Source organism: Rahnella woolbedingensis (assembly GCF_003602095.1).
Classification (GTDB): domain Bacteria; phylum Pseudomonadota; class Gammaproteobacteria; order Enterobacterales; family Enterobacteriaceae; genus Rahnella; species Rahnella woolbedingensis.
In genome coordinates, this window is record NZ_RAHH01000016.1 from 93289 (window position 1) to 109093 (window position 15805).

The 15805-nt window shown below is 54.7% G+C and carries 14 protein-coding genes; 6 read left to right on the forward strand and 8 right to left on the reverse strand.

The genetic code is table 11. The features are described 5' to 3' along the window. Positions 1–79 precede the first annotated feature (79 nt). The 5 genes from D6C13_RS14820 (at position 80) to D6C13_RS14840 (ending at position 5349) form a co-directional block, all read left to right on the forward strand. Positions 80–1486 (forward strand): carbohydrate porin, encoded by a 1407-nt coding sequence (locus tag D6C13_RS14820; RefSeq protein WP_167458033.1) that lies wholly within the window; start codon positions 80–82, stop codon positions 1484–1486. A gap of 124 nt (positions 1487–1610) precedes the next feature. Continuing rightward, entirely contained in the window at positions 1611–2459 is an 849-nt protein-coding gene (licT, locus tag D6C13_RS14825) for a BglG family transcription antiterminator LicT (protein ID WP_120133495.1), read from the forward strand. Positions 2460–2689: 230 nt separating this feature from the next. Next, positions 2690–4171, forward strand: coding sequence for an L-asparagine permease (gene ansP / locus D6C13_RS14830; RefSeq protein WP_120133496.1), 1482 nt, complete (start codon positions 2690–2692; stop codon positions 4169–4171). A gap of 159 nt (positions 4172–4330) precedes the next feature. After that, the gene (locus D6C13_RS14835; RefSeq protein WP_120133497.1) at positions 4331–4528 is read left to right on the forward strand and encodes a hypothetical protein; all 198 of its coding nucleotides are present in this window, start codon (positions 4331–4333) and stop codon (positions 4526–4528) included. Beyond that, the gene (locus D6C13_RS14840; protein ID WP_120133498.1) at positions 4528–5349 is read left to right on the forward strand and encodes a hypothetical protein; all 822 of its coding nucleotides are present in this window, start codon (positions 4528–4530) and stop codon (positions 5347–5349) included. The genes D6C13_RS14835 and D6C13_RS14840 overlap by 1 nt, the downstream gene beginning before the upstream one ends. Positions 5350–5354: 5 nt before the next feature. Here D6C13_RS14840 and D6C13_RS14845 read toward each other — a convergent pair whose 3' ends face one another. Together D6C13_RS14845 and D6C13_RS14850 are read right to left on the reverse strand one after the other, a co-directional pair. After that, entirely contained in the window at positions 5355–6044 is a 690-nt protein-coding gene (locus tag D6C13_RS14845; RefSeq protein ID WP_120133521.1) for a fumarylacetoacetate hydrolase family protein, read from the reverse strand. Positions 6045–6136: 92 nt separating this feature from the next. Next, positions 6137–6931: an SDR family NAD(P)-dependent oxidoreductase gene (locus tag D6C13_RS14850; RefSeq protein ID WP_120133499.1), complete on the reverse strand. Its 795-nt coding sequence runs from the start codon at positions 6929–6931 to the stop codon at positions 6137–6139. A gap of 112 nt (positions 6932–7043) precedes the next feature. On the opposite strand from D6C13_RS14850, the gene D6C13_RS14855 reads away from it, so the two are divergent. After that, positions 7044–7490, forward strand: a complete 447-nt coding sequence (locus D6C13_RS14855; protein WP_120133500.1) for a winged helix-turn-helix transcriptional regulator — start codon at positions 7044–7046, stop codon at positions 7488–7490. 4 nt (positions 7491–7494) lie between these two features. On the opposite strand, the gene D6C13_RS14860 is transcribed toward D6C13_RS14855, so the two are convergent. The 6 genes from D6C13_RS14860 to D6C13_RS14885 form a co-directional block, all read right to left on the reverse strand. After that, on the reverse strand, positions 7495–8427 hold the full coding sequence (locus D6C13_RS14860; protein WP_120133501.1) for a hypothetical protein: 933 nt from the start codon (positions 8425–8427) through the stop codon (positions 7495–7497). A 160-nt stretch (positions 8428–8587) separates the two neighbouring features. Continuing rightward, positions 8588–10615 carry a CocE/NonD family hydrolase gene (locus D6C13_RS14865; RefSeq protein ID WP_120133502.1) on the reverse strand — a complete coding sequence of 676 codons (2028 nt, stop codon included), beginning with the start codon at positions 10613–10615 and terminating at the stop codon, positions 8588–8590. Beyond that, positions 10612–12255, reverse strand: coding sequence for an ABC transporter ATP-binding protein (locus D6C13_RS14870; protein WP_120133503.1), 1644 nt, complete (start codon positions 12253–12255; stop codon positions 10612–10614). Before D6C13_RS14870 ends, D6C13_RS14865 begins: the two co-directional genes overlap by 4 nt. Further along, positions 12252–13079 carry an ABC transporter permease gene (locus D6C13_RS14875; protein ID WP_120133504.1) on the reverse strand — a complete coding sequence of 276 codons (828 nt, stop codon included), beginning with the start codon at positions 13077–13079 and terminating at the stop codon, positions 12252–12254. The genes D6C13_RS14870 and D6C13_RS14875 overlap by 4 nt, the downstream gene beginning before the upstream one ends. 12 nt (positions 13080–13091) lie before the next feature. Beyond that, positions 13092–14039, reverse strand: coding sequence for an ABC transporter permease (locus tag D6C13_RS14880; protein WP_120133505.1), 948 nt, complete (start codon positions 14037–14039; stop codon positions 13092–13094). Further along, positions 14039–15622 (reverse strand): ABC transporter substrate-binding protein, encoded by a 1584-nt coding sequence (locus D6C13_RS14885; RefSeq protein WP_120133506.1) that lies wholly within the window; start codon positions 15620–15622, stop codon positions 14039–14041. The genes D6C13_RS14880 and D6C13_RS14885 overlap by 1 nt, the downstream gene beginning before the upstream one ends. Positions 15623–15805: the final 183 nt, after the last annotated feature.

Below are 15805 nucleotides of genomic sequence, written 5' to 3' on the forward strand. Positions count from 1 at the left end.
ATTATTTTATAAGCCGCAGTCTCGCCATGTATTCCCAGATAATAATGATGATCTAAAATAATAAAGCGGAAATATAAAGATGAAACATTATCAGGATTCTGTTACACCTACCTGTAACGTAATAAATAATAACCGACTGCTAAAAGGCAGTGTTCTGGCTTTGTGTTTTTTAATCGTGGGCATTCATTCAGCGCATGCAGCGGACAACTGGAATGGTACTGTTTTAGGCTTTGAAGCGCCCGGCGAAGGCATGCTCGGCGATATGATGGGTATCCGGCAGATTATCGAAGATCACGGATTTCATTATCAGCTCGGCTATCTGAGTGAATCCTCTTATAACGCGGGTGGCGGTTATAACCATGATAAACATCTGGCGTATATCGATCAGTTCTCGCTGACGTTTACCCAGGATCTGGAGATGTACACCGGCATTCCAGACGCCGCCATCGAAGGAAATATTGTTAACCGTAACCATAACGACAACCTGACGTCAGAACGTACGCAGGATCCACGCGTTGGCTTTAATGATGTCGCGCAGGAAAGCTGGGGCGGGCAGTCGATTACCCGTCTGGGCTGGCTGACGTTTGGCCGCAGTTTCGATGACCGCAAACTGCACTGGCGCATCGGTATGATGAACAAGAATCAGGATTTTGATCAGATTATCCCGTGCGATTTTCAGATGCTCAGCCAGTGCGGCGGCAAATCGGCTAACTCGATGACCTGGTATAACTGGAATAAACATTACTGGGGCACCACGTTTCAGTACAAGCTGACGCCGGAACTGACGCTGAAAACCGGCATTATGGAACAAAACCCGGATGCGTCTGACAGGAAATACGCGTGGAGCGGTTCGCTTAAAGGCGCGCGTGGCATTCTGCTGCCGATGGAAGCGGAACTGAAAACCAAAGTGAACGGCTTACCGGGAATTTATAACTTCGGTTTGCTATACACCAACTCGCCGCAAACTGATTTATCGGAAGGGAAAACCCAGAGCATCGGCGCTACGGATCCGCAAGGTTACCAAAAACACAGCAGCACCTGGCTTATGTATACCGGTTTCAATCAGCAGGTAACCCAGCGCGGGGACGATCCGAACCGTGGGATGAGCGTGTCCTACAGCCTCGGGCTTGGCGATCAGCGCAGCAATGCCATTCATTACACGCAGGCGGCGACCATGCGCTATCGCGGGCTGTTTGATGCGCGCCCCGACGACTGGCTGGGTTTTGGTATGACGTACATTAAAATGAGTAACCATTACCGCCAGAATCAGGAAAACCTGAACACGATTTATCAGGTGGATGATTATGGCAATCCGCTGTATACGCCGCTGTCCGGGCATTCGGTGAACGCTGATCTTTATTATCAGGTTAAAGTCCGCTCCTGGCTGATTCTGCAACCGGATTTGCAATACTGGTACCGGCCGGGTGGGGTGAAGGAAACGCAGGACGCCTGGGTGACCGGACTTAAGGCCATCGTCACGTTCTGAGTGCAAAATTTACGTCTGACTGAGGATCGGATCTGGTAAAATTATCCGGCACAACCGCAGACTGCGGCAGACAAAACCTGATCATCCCTGCGGACGATCGGGTTTTTCTTTTCAGGGAATAACAATGAAAATCGCCAAAATACTTAATAATAACGTGGTGGTTGTCGTCAACAGTCAGCAGCGGGAACAGGTCGTCATGGGCCGCGGGCTGGCGTTTATGAAGAAAACCGGAGACGAACTCGATGAAAGTAAAATCGAGAAAATCTTCGAATTACAGAGTGACGAACTGGTCGCGCATCTGACCGAACTGCTTTCGCATATTCCGATGGAAGTGATGACAACCTGCGACCAGATCATCACGCTGGCGCGCGGGCGGCTTGGGAAATTGCAGGAAAACTTATACATCGCGCTCACTGACCACTGTAATTTCGCCATCGAACGGCAGAAGAAGGGCGTGCCGATCAGCAATGCTTTGCTTTGGGAAACCCGTCGTCTGTACCCGAAAGAATATGCACTCGGGCTGGAAGCGCTGGAAATTATTCATTCGCGCCTCGGCGTGCGGTTACCGGTGGACGAAGCCGGTTTTATCGCCCTGCATCTGGTGAATGCTCAGCTCAATGGCGAGATGCCGGAGGTGCAGCGAATCACCCGCGTGATGCAGGAAATCCTCAATCTGGTGAAATATCAGCTGCGCATTGAATATGACGAAGAATCGCTGAGCTATCAGCGCTTTGTCACCCATCTGAAATTTTTCGCCCAGCGCATGCTCAGCCGCACCGTGGTGGCTGATGACGACATGACGTTGCATGTGGCCGTGAAAGACAACTATCCGCAAGCCTGGCAATGCTCGGAAAAAATCGGTGATTACCTGTCTGCCCAATATCAGCGGGAACTGACGACAGAAGAGATCATGTATCTGTCGATCAATATCGAGCGGGTCAGAAAAGAGTGCCTGCCGAAAGACTCCCCGTAGCGCACGCAAACGCAAAATTCGTTGTGCGAAATATGACTGCTCACAATTTTTTATGACGGTTTTTTTTGCCACCGTTAATGAGAACAGGTAGCATTCTTCGCCGTTATTGCACCAAAACAGTTCCGGCTAAAAAAACTACAGTGGGTAAACCCCATAAACGTTGAGGCTTGCAATCGTTTGCTTGCAGCACCCGACGTCAGGTGAAGGTTATTTTTGGAGAACAAGATCGAATGAAGTCTCATAAGAAATCGGCAGAGGCGAAGCACGCGGCGAAAAGACGCTGGCTGGACTCACACGAACACGGGTATCACAAAAGTATGGGCAATCGTCAGGTACAGATGATTGCCATTGGTGGTTCTATCGGCACCGGTCTGTTTCTCGGCGCGGGCGCGCGTTTACAGATGGCTGGCCCGGCGCTGGCAATCGTGTATGCGGTGTGCGGTATTTTCTCATTCTTTATTTTACGTGCGTTGGGCGAACTGGTTTTACACCGTCCGACCAGCGGCAGTTTCGTATCCTATGCCCGTGAGTTCCTGGGCGAAAAAGCCTCTTACGTTGCAGGCTGGATGTATTTCCTTAACTGGGCGATGACCGGCATTGTCGATATCACCGCAGTGGCTCTTTACATGCACTACTGGGGAACCTTCGGTGATGTTCCGCAATGGATGTTTGCGCTGGGCGCGCTGGCGATTGTTGCCACGATGAACATGATCGGCGTGAAGTGGTTCGCTGAAATGGAATTCTGGTTTGCGCTGATCAAAGTCGCCGCAATTGCCTTGTTCCTGATTGTGGGTGTGGTGTTCCTCGGCACCGGCAAACAGCTGGACGGCAATACCACCGGTTTACATCTGATAACCGACAACGGCGGTATCTTCCCGCACGGGCTGTTACCGGCGCTGGTGCTGGTGCAGGGCGTGGTCTTTGCGTTCGCGGCCATTGAACTGGTTGGTACCGCGGCAGGCGAAACCAAAAATCCTGAAAAAGTGCTGCCGAAAGCCATCAACAGCGTTATCTGGCGTATCGCATTATTCTACGTCGGTTCTGTGGTGCTGCTGGTTCTGTTATTACCGTGGAACGCGTATCAGGCGGGGCAGAGCCCGTTTGTCACCTTCTTCAGCAAGTTAGGCGTGCCTTATATCGGCACGATCATGAATATCGTGGTACTGACTGCGGCGCTGTCGAGTCTGAACTCCGGGCTGTATTCCACCGGTCGTATTTTGCGTTCCCTGTCGATGGGCGGTTCTGCGCCGAAATTCATGTCGAAGATGAGCGCGCAGCAGGTGCCTTACGCGGGCATTCTGGTGACCGTGGGCATTTATGTCATCGGCGTGGTGCTCAACTACTACGTGCCATCGCAGGTGTTTGAAATTGTCCTGAACGTCGCGTCACTCGGCATCCTCAGTTCATGGGCTTTCATCATCGTTTGCCAGATGAAACTGCGTACGGCTATCAAAGAAGGTCGCGCGAAAGACGTCTCCTTCAAAATGCCTTGGGCACCGGTCACTTCGTGGCTGACACTGGCCTTCCTGGCGAGCGTACTGATCCTGATGGCGTTTGACTATCCAAACGGTACGTACACCGTGGCGACGATTCCGGTGCTGATCATCCTGCTGGTTCTGGGCTGGATTGGTCTGCGCAAACGTGCCGCTGAAGTGCATGCCGAACAGGCCGCGCACGAAGAAGCACACCACGAAAGTCTGGATGCGAAGTAATTAATTAGCGTCTGAGATTTTCAGCAAAGGGCTGCCGTTAAGGTGGCCCTTTTTCGTTATCTGTCAGGGTAAAAATATACGGCATGTAAAAAATCCGAAAGCGCTACAGCACCTCTCTCCTTTGACTAGGCTTACTCTTTGGTTTTGAGAGGCAAAGCTATGCTTAAGATTATGTTGCAGATTTTCTCCAGCCCGGAAAAATTTCTCGGGTTATTCAGTGCCGCAGAGATGGAAAACACGCTCGAAGAGGGCGAGCGTATTCTGATTGATGAAAACGGAACGGCGTCCGTCAATCCGGCCAATCAGGATATGCAGGAAGATTTCGCCCGCCACGTCAAACGCATGAGCGTGCTGTAATGGCGACAGCCGTTTTCATGGTGTTAATGGTCTGCGGGTACTGGTATACCACCCGCGACATCTCATCGCGCTTCAAACTCAAACGCACTTTCGGCTGGGACGTTTATTTTCTGGTGGCGCTGTACGGCTGCATTTTTGTCCTGCAGGGCGTGCTGGTGATTGCACTGGTGTATCTGGCGCTGTGGGGGATTTCAGAAGTCGTTAACTGGCTGCCCGAAATCCCGCATCTGCATCAGGACGTGCATTACCATCGCGATTTCATCAACTGGAGTTTCTTAGGTATCCAGGCACCGGTGGTCATTATGCTGGGTGTTTCCGTGATGCTGTGTCTGGTGCGCACCACCTGGTCGCCGGGCCTGCGGCTCAATACCGCCGGACGCAAGCAACTGTATAAACAACTCACCCGCGCTAACGGCGTGGAAGGATTGCTGTATCAGTGCATGGAAGAGGGCGATATGGTGTTTATCACGCTTCAGTCACGACGCGTCTATATCGGCATGGTGCACACCGCGCGCTGTGAAACGAGTTCGTCGGACAACGTGGTGGTGATCCCGATGGTCAGCGGTTATCGCGATAAAGACACGCTGGAACTGCGCGTCGAACATAACTATGCCCGTTATTATCAGGAACACGGAATTACGCCGGTATCGGATCCGGTCAATGCGTTGAAATTCCGCAAAGTGATTTTACTGAGCCAGATTGAAACGCTTTCGCTTTTCGACCCGTCCAGCGCCTGCGCATTCGAGAAGTTAATCCCGATGATTGAAGAAGAGAATCAGAGGAAAATTGGAGAGAAGGACGCCAGAGGCCAGACGTCCTGAATGTATTACACGATTGTGAAGCTGAAATCGCTCAGACCTTCGATGCCGCCGGTAATCACATCACCGCGCACCACCGCGCCAACGCCCGCTGGTGTGCCGGTGTAAATCAGGTCACCCGGCTGGAGTTCCACGGCCTGCGACAGATAGCTGATCACATCCGCCACCTGCCAGATCTGGTCGCTCAGATCGCCGCGCTGACGTTTTTCACCGTTCACATCCAGCCAGATTTTACCGCTGGCAGGATGACCTGTCTGGCTGATCGGCAACAGCGGATTGGCCGGTGCGGAATCATCGAAACCTTTCGCAAAATCCCACGGACGCCCCTGTTTCTTGGCCTGTGCCTGGATATCGCGACGGGTTAAATCCACGCCCACGGTATAACCCCAGACGTGTGAAAGCGCCTCTTCAGTGGCGATTTTTTTGCCACCTTTGGCGATCGCCACGACCAGTTCCACTTCGTAATGCAGATCTTCAGTCAGCGTCGGATACGGCACGTTTCCGCTGGCAGGAACAACCGCATCAGCCGGTTTACCGAAGAAAAATGGCGGTTCGCGATCCGGATCATGCCCCATTTCGCGGGCGTGTTCGGAATAGTTACGGCCGACGCAATACACGCGGCGCAGGGGAAAACGGGCGCTCTGGCCATCGACGGCGAGAGAGGGAGTCTGTGGAGCAGCAATCACATATTCAGTCATCATATTCACTTCACAAAGTTGGCGAATTAACATATTTGCAAAGCAAATCAACATTGACCAGTAAATTTATGTTACTGGTCAATGGCTCACTGTCAGGCTTTGTAACGCGGTGCGGCGTGGGATTGCAGGAAGTTCGGCACCATCGCCGAACGCAGTGCTTCAAAATCGTCCCACTGTTTTTCGTCCTGCAATGGCGGAATGGTGACTTTTTCTTTGCGGTCAAAGCCCAGCAGCGCGGCATCCACCAGTTCACCGACTTCCATCACCCCCGGAATTTCATCGATATTTTTACCTGAACGCGCCCAGATTTCGGTGCGTGTCGCGGCAGGTAATACGGCCTGAACGTACAAACCGCGTGCAGCCATTTCAAATTGCAGCGTCTGGCTGAAAGTCAGCACAAACGCTTTTGTGGCGGAATACACCGCCGATTGCAGCTCCGGCGTCAGTGCCATCACCGAGGCGATATTGATAATCGCGCCGTCTTTATGTCTGATCAGACCCTCGAACGCCACGCGTGAAAGGCGCGCCACTGAGGTGACATTCAGCGCAATCAGATTCTCAATAGCATCGGCATCGCTGTTCTCAAAACCGGCTTTCAGCGAAGCACCGGCGTTATTCACCAGCAGGGAAATCTGCGGATTAGCGCGGATAAAATCTTCTACGCGGGCGAGGTCATCACGACGGGTCAGATCGGCAGGCAGCACGGTGATATTCACGCCGTGTTCCTGTTGCAGCCGGTCTGACAGCGCATTCAGGCGGTCAACGTCACGGGCAATGAGGATTAAATCGTAACCACGTTTCGCCAGACGATCGGCGTAAGTCGCGCCAATACCGGTGGATGCGCCAGTGATTAAAGCGACGGATGTGGAGCGGATGGAATCTGACATGGGAGAACCTCGGTGTTGAGTAAGTGGTTTAATAATGAAACCAGATGATTTTTAGCATCAGTGGTTTTATAATGCAACCAGATTCTGTGAACCGTATTGAGCAGGAAGTGCAATGAAACGAACACGTCTGGAAAACACGCCTTGTCCGGCAGGCCGCGCGCTGGATTTAATCGGCGACTGGTGGACGCTGCTGATTGTCCGCGATGCTATGCGCGGAATTTCCCGCTTTAGCGAATTTCAGCGCAGTCTTGGCGCGGCAAAAAACATCCTCAGTACCCGTCTCAAAGCGCTGGTAGCGGAAGGCATTCTGAAGATTGAACCGGCTGCCGATGGTTCGGCATATCAGGATTACCTGCTGACAGAGAAAGGGCTGGCGCTGCAACCGGTGCTGGTCGCGCTGGGGCAGTGGGGAAGTGAATACCTGTTTGAGGAAGGCGAAGCCTGCACGTTGCTGGTCGATATCGAAAACCGCCAGCCGCTGCGTAAACTGGAAATCCGTGCGCAGGACGGGCGGGTGCTGGAGGCAAAAGACATCACCGCAGTGATCCCCTTTGCTTAATCCGTTATTTCGATAACACCGAATATTCCTGCTCCAGCACGTCCAGACAGGCCTCGCCGCGACGGCGGATTTTCTTCAGGGCTGATTGTGTTTTCTGATAATACAGCTTCAATGCGGCGTTATCCGCATTAGGGAAAGGCATCCCACACAGGATCCCAATGTCGAAATCGGCAGGCGATACTTTCAGTACATCACAGGGATTTTGCGTCAGCGCCGAGGCCAGTGACACTGTCAGCATCGAATGCATTTGTGGATTTTTTGTCTGTGCCAAAGTGTCAGCCACAAACAGCCATTCCCGGCTACCCGAGGAGATCCCGTCACCAATATTTTGCCGCTGCTGGTCAGAAATGGCATCGGCGAGCTTATCGACCCCGTCTTTATTGATGGCCTTCCAGACTAGGTCTGGCGTCAGTTTACGACGATTAAGCGTATAGTTTTGTTCAGCCTGCGCACCCAATTGCAGTACGCCCATCGCCAGTTTCAGTTTATCCCGACAAGGGGTTGCCTTTTTCCCTATCTTTTTCAGCGCGGGTTCGGTTTTACGGTAATAGCGTGCCAGCGCAGGGTCGTCCATATCCCGGAAGGGCATAGAACACACCTTATCTATTCCTTTCAATCCGGCGGCTCCCGGCGCGTTAATCGCGGACAGCACGGCAGGCGGGTTTTCCGGTAATGCAGTGGCCAGCGCGATAACCACGTTTTCAGCATTGCCTGCGTCCAGACCGGGCGCCATTTCTGGCAAAAGAGTCAGCCATTCGGCTGTTGCACCGGCGATTCCGTTACTCACCGTTTTCATCCCTTTCTCGTCCAGTTCCTGTATTGCTTTAACCGCACCTGATGCCTGTATGCTGGCATGTAAGGATTGCGGAGTGACTGCCCCGGGGGCAGCCAGAACGACAAAAGGCAGGAGGGCGCATAAAGCGCAGATTATTTTCATATCCAGTTCCTTTGGAAATTCGCGGGTGGTGTTTGGATAAACAGTGCAAAGAATACGGGAAAAACCGTCAGAGTGAGCGGTGCATTTATGATGTAAATCAAACGGGAGAGAGATAAAAAAGAGCCTGCAGGAACAGGCTCCTGAAAATTATATAACGAGGCTACCGCGCAATTCTCTCGTGCCAGTACTTGGTGAATTCCTCCTCACCGTTCAGACTCACCACCATATCGCCGCTGACGATAAAATGCGTCAGGTCGCTGCGCAGTTCGAGGGTGATCTCAGCTTCCATCCACCAGCCTTCACGTCCCATTCTCATAGTCTGCGTCAGCAGATAACGCGCAGAAAGCGGATCGCTGTTGCTCACCGTCAGTTCGCGCCGCAGATTGTGATCGACCGTCGTGTCGATATCATCAAAGCGGTAAACGCCTTCGCCGAATACGCCGCCCACGCCGCTGGTGACGCTGGTCCAGCTGTCGGTAAGAAAATCGTAGGTGATGTTGCGGTCTACGCGTCCCGGTGACAGCACGGTTTGCGGAGTGAGCGGCGCGCTTTGCGGCTCTTTGACCGGGCCGTCGATAGATACGGGTTGCTCGCATACCGGCAGACTGAGCTGCGCACTGTGCAAATCTAAGGTCAGCGTTGCCGCCTCTGCCATCGGCCAGGTCATCGGCCAGAAGGTGGTCGCCAGCGAAATGCGCATCCGGTGTCCGGTGGCAAAGCGATGCGCGATACCGTCCAGCTGTACCGGTACTTTGACTTTCTGGCCGGGGATCAGCGGTACAGATTTATCATGGCCCTGCAGGTGCGAAAGATTCAGCCAGCCGTGCGTGACGCGATTCACTGAACCGTCCGGCGCGACATCTGAAAGCCGGACGTACAGCATTGCAGCCGGTTTATCGCTGCTCAGTTCGACGGTAAATTCCGGGAAGCCAAAAATAGTCAGCGGTTCGGCCAGCGGTTCGCCGTCGAAGATTTCCGCCATACCGTCATCAACACGCTGATCCGGCGGCATTTCGCCGGGCACGCCTGCACCCATCCATTCACCGGCCATCAGACCGTGGTTCTGCGGCGAACAGATATTGATAACACCGGCGTCAGCGTCTGGCTGGGTATTAAGCTGTCCACGCGTCAGCCAGCGCGGGCTGTGATTAATATTACTGGCGGTGCCGCGGTCAAACCCGACCCATTCGCCGGAACTTACCGGACGCATCGCCGACGGCGGCTGGCTGTCCTGCAACCAGGTCTGGATCATCGGGCCTTCCATCGCGCCGTTTTCTTCGCCTTTCAGCCAGTGATCCCACCAGCGCACGGCTTCCTGTAAGAAACCAATCGCCGGTTCCGGCGTGCCGTCCTGCGGATAGATATGCGCCCACGGGCCGAGAATGGCGCGGCGCGGGACTTTCAGATTATCCATCAGGCGAAATACAGCATTGCTGTAAGCGTCTGCCCAGCCGCCAATCGCCATCACCGGACACTGGATCGCCGACCAGTCTTCGCACACCGAACCGTGCTGCCAGTATTCATCGCGAAGCGGATGTTCCATCCACAAAGCCGGGAAGAACGGCATGTTTTCCAGACGGTTCAGCCAGTCCTGGTACCAGCTTTCACCGACCAGCGCGGGGTCGGAAGGACGGCTCTGGTACGCCAGCATAATCCCGCCCCACCAGAGATTGTCGTTAAGCAGGCAGCCACCTTTGTAGTGGATATCGTCGCGGTAACGGTCGTCGGTGGAGCAGACGGTGATGATGGCTTTAAGTGCCGCAGGGCGACGGGCGGCAACCTGTAAACCGTTGAAGCCGCCCCAGGATTTGCCCATCATGCCGACGTTGCCGCTGCACCAGTGCTGTTCGGTGATCCACTGAATGACTTCCAGCGCGTCGTCCTGTTCCTGCAACAGATATTCATCAGCCAGCAAGCCGTCAGATTCGCCGCTGCCCCGCATGTCCACACGCACTACAGCGTAGCCGTTACCGGCGAAAAAGCCGTGCATCGGTTCGTCGCGGGTACGGGTTCCGTCGCGTTTGCGGTAAGGGATGTATTCGAGAATGGCGGGAACCGGCTGCTGCGCGGCGTCATCCGGCAGCCACAGGCGGGCGGCGAGGCGCGTGCCGTCGCTCAGCGGGATCCACAAATGTTCGGTCACGGTGACGGCGTGAGGGAATTCGGTCACGATGCGTTTAGTGCTCATAAGACTCCTGGCGAAGAAATGGCTGCTGCAGGAAGCGCCGTACCGCGCAGGGCGAGAACTTCGTCCAGCCAGCGGGTACGCATTTCCGGAACTGAGGTCAGCAGTTTTTCGGTATAGCTGTGCATTGGCGCGCTGAAGACCACGTCGGTATCGCCGCTGGCGACCACCTGACCCTGATACATTACCGCCACCTGATGGGCGATACGTTTTACCGTGCCGAGATCATGGGTGATGAACAGATACGACAGCCCGAGCTGTTCCTGTAAGCGGCGCAGCAGATTCAGGACTTCTTCTGCTACCAGCGGGTCGAGTGCTGACGTGGCTTCGTCACAGATTATCAGTTCCGGTTGTGCGGCCAGTGCGCGGGCAATACAGACACGCTGTTTCTGCCCGCCTGAAAGCTCACCGGGACGACGGTCAATCAGTTTGACCGGCAGTTCGGTCAGGCGCAGTAATTCTTCCACGCGCTCGCGTACCTGCTTTTTGTTCATGCCAAAATAAAAGGTCAGCGGGCGGCCGATGATATCCAGCAACGTCTGGCGCGGGTTCAGCGCCACGTCAGGCAACTGATAAATCATCTGCATGCGGCGCAGCGTTTCTTTATTGCGCTTATGGAAATTGTGCGAAAGCTGAATGCCATCGAAATCCACCGTACCCTCGGTATCCGGTAACAGCCCGACCAGCGCGCGTGCCAGCGTACTTTTACCGCTGCCAGATTCACCGATAATCGCCAGCGTTTTGCCGCGCGGCAATTGCAGGCTGACATCGTGCACTACCCGTTTCCCGTTGTAGCCGGTGCTCAGTTTACGCATCGTCAGCAACGGCTGCCCGGCAGATTCGTGACTTCCCGACAGCGGCGTCAGTGCCTGTTCACGCTCAGCCACCAGCCTGCGGGTGTATTCCTGCTGTGGATTTTCCAGAATAGTTTGTGTATCGCCGGTTTCCACTTCTTTGCCGTGACGCAGCACCATAATGCGGTCGGCAAGTTGCGCGACAACGGCCAGGTCGTGGGTGATATACAGCGCTGCCGTGTTGAATTCGCGCACCAGTTTGCGCAGCATTACCAGCACTTCAATCTGCGTGGTGACGTCGAGCGCAGTGGTCGGCTCATCCATGATCAGCAAATCGGGTTTGCAGGACATCGCCATCGCCGCCATTGCGCGCTGAAGTTGCCCGCCGGAAAGCTGATGCGGATAGCGTTTGCCGATGTTTTCCGGATCCGGTAAATCCAGCGAGCGGAACAGCGAAATCGCCCACTGACGGCTTTCTTCTTTGCTCATCAGACCGTGGCGAACCGGACCTTCGCAGACCTGTTTTTCAATGGTCAGCGCCGGATTAAACGAGGCCGCCGCGCTTTGCGCCACATACGCCACCCGCTTGCCGCGCCATTCACGCTTGACGCTGGAAGGCTGAGAAACGATATCGGTGCCATCGAGAAAGACTTCACCACCGGCCATCCGGCAGCCCTGACGGGCATAACCCAGTGCCGCCAGCCCGATGGTGGATTTCCCTGCACCGGATTCGCCAATCAGACCGAGCACTTCGCCCGCTGCCAGTTTGAGTGAAATATCCTGCACCAGCGGCGAGCCATCGAGGGTTTCGATGCGCAGGCCGCGCATTTCTAAAATCGTGCGTGTCATGCTTCATCTCCATGCGGCAGGCTGTTACGCGCCAGCAACCAGTCAACCACCAGATTGACGCCAATCGTCAGCAAGGCAATCGCCGCCGCCGGATACAGCGGCGCGAACTGACCAAAGTTAATCGCCTGCGCGTTGTCACGCACCATGCTGCCCCAGTCGGCATACGGCGGCTGAATGCCCAGACCCAGGAAGCTCAGGCCCGCGATAAACAGGAAGGTAAAGCAGAAACGCATACCAAACTCCGCCAGCAGCGGCGGCAGGGCGTTAGGCAGGATTTCTTTAAACAGTACCCAGCGCAGCCCTTCGCCACGCAAACGCGCGGCTTCCACATATTCCTGACAGACAATGGCCTGTGCGACCAGACGTGCCAGCCGGAATACGCGGGTGGCATCGAGCAGGGCGATGGTCAGCACCAGCACCGGAATGGACGTGCCCATCACGGATAACACGATCAGTGCGAAAATCAGCACCGGAATCGACATCACGGTATCAACAATGCGCGATAGCACCACATCGACCCATTTGCCGTAAATCGCCGCCGTAAAGCCGGTGACAATGCCGATGATAAATGAGCTGAAGGTGATGGTCAGCGCGATAGCAATGGTGGTGCGCGCGCCAAACAGAATGCGTGAAAGCATATCTCGTCCGAGGCTGTCGGTGCCGAACGGTGTGGCGGCGGAGGGCAGCAACCAGATGTCGCCGACCTGTTCGGTTTCACTGTGCGGCGCGAGCCACGGCGCAAAAAGAGCCGCCAGCAGATTCACCGCAATAATCACAATACCAATCCAGGCCGACAGCGGGATGTTAATGAAATATCGGTTCATGAGTTCCCTCTTTTAGCGCGCATGGCGCAGACGTGGATTACACCAAATCGCCAGCAAATCGGCGGTGGTGTTGAGGAAAATATAGGTGCCGCCAAACAGCAGACCACAGGCCTGAACCACCGGCAGGTCGCGCTTGGTCACCGCATCCACCATGTACTGCCCGATGCCCGGATACACAAACACCACTTCCACCAGAATCACGCCGACCACCAGATACGCGAGGTTAAACGCCACCACGTTGATGATAGGCGCAAGGGCATTCGGCAGCGCGTGTGAGACCACAATGCGCCAGCGCGGAATGCCTTTGAGCACCGCACTTTCGATGTACGGACTGGCCATCACCGCTGTGACCGACGCGCGCGTCATGCGCAGCATGTGCGCCAGCACCACCAGCGTCAGGGTGAGCATCGGCAGGGTACAGACGTAAAGGCGGTCGGCAATTGAGGAGCTGCTGTCGACCATCGCCAGACTCGGAAACCAGGTCAGGCGGATGGCGAAGGCGATCACCAGAATGTAGCCGACGAAGAACTCCGGCACCGAAATGCTGATAAGCGTCAGGGTATTTGCCAGCCGGTCAAAGACCGAACCACGCCAGATAGCCGACGCGATGCCTAAACCCACCGCCAGCGGAATGGCGATGACCGCCGCATACCCGGCAAGGAACAGTGTATTCGCCAGACGCGGCAGCAGTTCGTCGCTGATGGCGCGACCATTGGCCAGTGAATGACCTAAATCGCCGTGCATAATGCCTGCCAGCCAGTGCAGATAACGCAACACCGACGGTTCATCCAGCCCGAGTTGCAGACGCAACGCGGCAACGGTTTCAGGCGTGGCGCTCTGGCCTAAAATGGCCGTCGCGACGTCACCGGGCAGCATTTCCGTGCCGATAAAAATCAGTACAGAAACCAGCCACAGCGTGATAATGCCCAACAGGACCCGCTGTAAAATCCGTTTTTTCATCATGCCTCCAGCCAGACGCGCTCGGCCAGACGACCACCCATGAAGTTAAACATCGGATGTGGCCTGATACCGCCGACTTTTTTGGTGGCCGCATCAAGATAATCGCCGAACAGCGGGATCATCGCACCCCCGGTGTCGCGCACGATGCTTTGCAGTTCGCCATAGATTTCAGCACGTTTGCCCTCATCGAGCAGTGAACGGGCCTGCAACAGCAATGCGTCAAATTTCTCATCCTTCCAGTGCGTATCGTTCCACTTGGCGGTGGACTGATAAGCCGTGGAGAACATCTGGTCGGCTGTCGGACGTCCGCCCCAGTAACCCATGCTGAACGGCGCTTTCATCCACACGTCGTCCCAGTAGCTGTCGGCTGGCTGGCGTTTGATGTTGACCTGAATGCCGCCTTTCTGCGCCTGTCCCTGGAACAGGGCGGCGGCGTCGAGCGCACCGGCAAAGGCGGCGTCAGAAGAAGACAGTTCAATTTTAAGATCTGTCAGACCGGCTTTTTTCAGGTAGAACTTCGATTTGTCCGGATCGTAAGCGCGTTGCTCCAGGCTGTGGTTGAAGAAACGGTCTGTTTTCGGGATGGGGTGGTCGTTACCCAGCGAGCCGTAACCGCGCAGCACGGTATCGAGGATTTTCTGACGGTCGATGCCGTGTTTAATCGCCATGCGCACATCGTTGTTGTTGTACGGTGCGACGCTGCAATCCATCAGGAATGTAAAGTGCTGACCGCCGGAGGAACGCACAATATTGAGTGCCGGGCTGCGTTTGAGGAAATCGACCGTTTTGAAATCGACGCGGTTAATCGCATGAACCTGACCGGAGATCAGGGCGTTGGTGCGCGCGGTCGGGTCGTTGATGACCAGCACTTCCACCGCGTCCACGAAGGCGCGATCTGGCTTCCAGTAATTGGGGTTGCGTTTGAACAGCGAACGCACGCCGGGTTCGTACTGATCGAAGATAAACCCGCCGGTGCCGACCGGGTGTGACCAGTCAGTGAAGCCGTCCGGAACCACCACCAGATGGTAATCCGCCAGCAGATACGGCAGGTCGGCGTTGCCGCTGTCGAGGGTAATGAGGATCTGATTATCGCCCTGTTTGGTCAGGCCGGTGATCGGTGCCAGCTGGGTTTTGATGGCACTTTTGGATTTGTCGCCGCGATGCAGGTTGATGGAGTAGAGAATGTCATCGGCGTCGAGCTTCTTGCCGTTATGGAAAGTGACGCCATCGCGAACGGTAAACACCCATTCGACTGCACCCGGTTTAGCTTCCCATGCAGAGAACAGCTCCGGCGTAGCTTTGTTATTTTCATCAATTTCTACCAGGCCGTTCATCAGCATATATGCCTGATTTAAGGGCACCCAGTCGCTGAATAATGTCGGGTCCAGCGTATCACTGGTATTTCCCCCTGACATACCCAGTTTTAATATGCCGCCTTTTTTCGGTTCTGCGGCAAACGCAGAGAACGGTGAAAAACCTAAGGCACTGGTAATACCCACAGCGGAAGCGCTGGTAATAAAGCCGCGACGGCTAAGTTGTGCATCCTGCATTAATTTCGTCAAAGGGGAATTATTATCTTTCATTAATTATCTCCATAGTACGTGCTGGAATTTTATAGGTGCAGGCGAAATACCCCGGGTGTGTCTAATTGGCGCAATGGATTGCCTTGATGATTTATATCAAAACCCCCTGTTGAACTTGCATGAGAATTTATCATGAGGGTATGCGAAAAATGCGCAGCAGAACACCCTGAAAAGCTATATTTT

Excerpts from the sequence above, each read along its gene's own strand:
- D6C13_RS14870 (WP_120133503.1), bottom strand. The coding sequence starts at position 12,255 with ATGACACGCACGATTTTAGAAATGCGCGGCCTGCGCATCGAAACCCTC.
- ansP (WP_120133496.1), top strand. The coding sequence starts at position 2,690 with ATGAAGTCTCATAAGAAATCGGCAGAGGCGAAGCACGCGGCGAAAAGA.
- licT (WP_120133495.1), top strand. The coding sequence starts at position 1,611 with ATGAAAATCGCCAAAATACTTAATAATAACGTGGTGGTTGTCGTCAAC.
- D6C13_RS14880 (WP_120133505.1), bottom strand. The coding sequence starts at position 14,039 with ATGAAAAAACGGATTTTACAGCGGGTCCTGTTGGGCATTATCACGCTG.
- D6C13_RS14845 (WP_120133521.1), bottom strand. The coding sequence starts at position 6,044 with ATGACTGAATATGTGATTGCTGCTCCACAGACTCCCTCTCTCGCCGTC.
- D6C13_RS14820 (WP_167458033.1), top strand. The coding sequence starts at position 80 with ATGAAACATTATCAGGATTCTGTTACACCTACCTGTAACGTAATAAAT.
- D6C13_RS14865 (WP_120133502.1), bottom strand. The coding sequence starts at position 10,615 with ATGAGCACTAAACGCATCGTGACCGAATTCCCTCACGCCGTCACCGTG.
- D6C13_RS14860 (WP_120133501.1), bottom strand. The coding sequence starts at position 8,427 with ATGAAAATAATCTGCGCTTTATGCGCCCTCCTGCCTTTTGTCGTTCTG.
- D6C13_RS14840 (WP_120133498.1), top strand. The coding sequence starts at position 4,528 with ATGGCGACAGCCGTTTTCATGGTGTTAATGGTCTGCGGGTACTGGTAT.
- D6C13_RS14835 (WP_120133497.1), top strand. The coding sequence starts at position 4,331 with ATGCTTAAGATTATGTTGCAGATTTTCTCCAGCCCGGAAAAATTTCTC.
- D6C13_RS14850 (WP_120133499.1), bottom strand. The coding sequence starts at position 6,931 with ATGTCAGATTCCATCCGCTCCACATCCGTCGCTTTAATCACTGGCGCA.
- D6C13_RS14885 (WP_120133506.1), bottom strand. The coding sequence starts at position 15,622 with ATGAAAGATAATAATTCCCCTTTGACGAAATTAATGCAGGATGCACAA.
- D6C13_RS14855 (WP_120133500.1), top strand. The coding sequence starts at position 7,044 with ATGAAACGAACACGTCTGGAAAACACGCCTTGTCCGGCAGGCCGCGCG.
- D6C13_RS14875 (WP_120133504.1), bottom strand. The coding sequence starts at position 13,079 with ATGAACCGATATTTCATTAACATCCCGCTGTCGGCCTGGATTGGTATT.